This is a genomic window from Vibrio proteolyticus NBRC 13287, assembly GCF_000467125.1.
Classification (GTDB): domain Bacteria; phylum Pseudomonadota; class Gammaproteobacteria; order Enterobacterales; family Vibrionaceae; genus Vibrio; species Vibrio proteolyticus.
In genome coordinates, this window is sequence record NZ_BATJ01000041.1 from 1 (window position 1) to 2393 (window position 2393).

Consider the following 2393-nt stretch of genomic DNA (forward strand, 5'->3'; position numbering starts at 1 on the left):
GACATTAACCGACTCGCCAGCATCCTGATGCAATGGATTAAAAGTGACATTGTTTAAAATCGGTGCTTTGTTCGACAACTCAACATCTTGCGTAACCATTTCTGCACTTTGACCCTGGCTATTCTGACCGGCAATTTCAATGCTCCAGCTCCCTTCATCCAGCGTACTAACATCGACATTGCTTAACGTCCAGCGACCTGTGCTGCCGGTCACATCGACGGTTTGTGGTGCTGGCTCGGTGGCTCCGTCTTTACTGATGAAACTCACTGTCACTTGATCAGCAGCCAGGTCACCAAAGCCGAATGCATCGCCAGTTAATGTCACATTGCTCGCGTTATCTGGGGTGATGGTGACGGTATCCAGTGTGACCGTTGGTTTGATTGCAAAGTCGTATTCGGCTCCCGCTGCGACTGTATTACCCACTGCATCCAGGTATTGACCCAGAATCAAGGTCGCTTCAGCCGATGTCATGTCTCCTAACGTGACTTCGCCTGTCCATTGTGTTGCAGCACCGCTTGTGCTCCAGACAACAGACTGACCACCCAGTGTGGTTGCGCCCACAGAAGTAATGGCCTTGGTAAAGTTCACCTTCACCGCCACAGTTTCACCAGAAAGCGGCGTCGCTGGTGTCAGTTGTGGGGTGCCATCGACCGAAGGCGCCTGAGTATCCAATTGCAGAGTTTGGGTTTCTGATTCAAAAGTCTGCGCATTACGTGTTGCTGATGCCTGAACACTGACTTCGCCATCACTGGCACTCAGATCAAACGATACAGACCACTGACCATCGCTGAGAACCTGAGCGGTTTCCGATTGAAGCGTACTGCCCGCCTGTTTTGCGACCACAGTGATCGAGGTACCGGCAGCCAGACCCGTTGTTTGGCCGCTGATCACCACGCTCTTCGCCTCTTCCTGGCTGTATGGCATATCCTGATTTGGCGTCAAAGCCCAGGTCACTGGTGTATTCACGGTTTGTGAATGCGCATCCAGAGCATTTTCTGCGGCGTTTTTGAAACCACTCACTTCGACATTCACCGTTTCCTGCGTAGCTGAAAGCGCTATCTCAGATGTGGTGGTTGCCGTCCATGTGCTGCCAGAGCCCGTTAAGGTTGTGTTTACACCCGCAATCGTCACCGCCCCTTCGGTCACCGACTCGCTGAAAGTCACATTCACCACAGCAACGGAACCATCGCGTAACGTATCAACACTGATGTTGCTAACGCCCGGCTTTTGCTGGTTCAGTGTTAATGTTTTATCCGCAGGCGCCAGCTCACTGGCGTTGACCGTAATACTGTTTGCCACTATCACGTCGCCACCGAAGACCAGTGTGATCGGGCCATCGGTAAACCCAGAAATGTCGTATGCTGAGCTTGCCCAAGTTCCTGCATTGGCGTCGTAGTTCAGCGGTTGAGCGGCCGTTTGCTGCGTCGCACCTTTTAGCTGCAGTGTCATCGTGGAAGATGCCACATGCGTAAACGTACCACTGATGATGACTGATTTAGCGTCAGACTCATTGACCTGATCAGGCATCACAGTCACTGCCATCTGTGGTGAATACGCCAGCGAGTAGTCACTGTTGGCTTGACCAGCATTGTTATAAACATCTTTATATCCAGACACATTCAACGTCACAGTGTCACCGCTCATGGATGGGACGCTCACAGAACCATTCCAGTTGATGCCATCCTCTGAGTCGAAAGTGACAGACTGGCTCCCCAGAGCGGCTGAAACATCCTTCACCACTTTGTTGAATACCATATTGATATCGACATTCTGACCAGCACTTTGGTGCTGTGGGTTAAATGTCACACTACTCAAGCTTGGAGCCTGATTAGACAGCGTCACATCCTGCTTCACCACACTTGCACTGTGACCCTGGCTATTCTGACCGGCAATTTCAATACTCCAGTTCCCTTCATCCAGCGTACTGACATCGACATTGCTTAACGTCCAGCGACCTGTGCTGCCGGTCACATTGACGGTTTGTGGTGCTGGCTCGGTGGCTCCGTCTTTACTGATGAAACTCACTGTCACTTGATCAGCAGCCAGGTCACCAAAGCCGAATGCATCGCCAGTTAATGTCACATTGTTCGCGTTATCTGGGGTGATGGTGACGGTATCCAGTGTGACCGTTGGTTTAATTGCAAAGTCGTATTCGGCTCCCGCTGCGACTGTATTACCCACTTCATCCAGGTATTGACCCAGAATCAAGGTCGCTTCAGCCGATGTCATGTTTCCTAACGTGACTTCGCCTGTCCATTGTGTTGCAGCACCGCTTGTGCTCCAGACAACAGACTGACCACCCAGTGTGGTTGCGCCCACAGAAGTAATGGCCTCGGTAAAGTTCACCTTCACCGCCACAGCTTCACCAGAAAGCGGCGTCGCTGGTGTCAGTT

The 2393-nt window shown here is 51.7% G+C and carries 1 protein-coding gene; it reads right to left on the minus strand.

The genetic code is table 11. The features are described from left to right. Positions 1-2393 (minus strand): tandem large repeat (locus tag VPR01S_RS21855; protein WP_040903371.1); only part of this gene is annotated, 2393 nt, incomplete at both ends.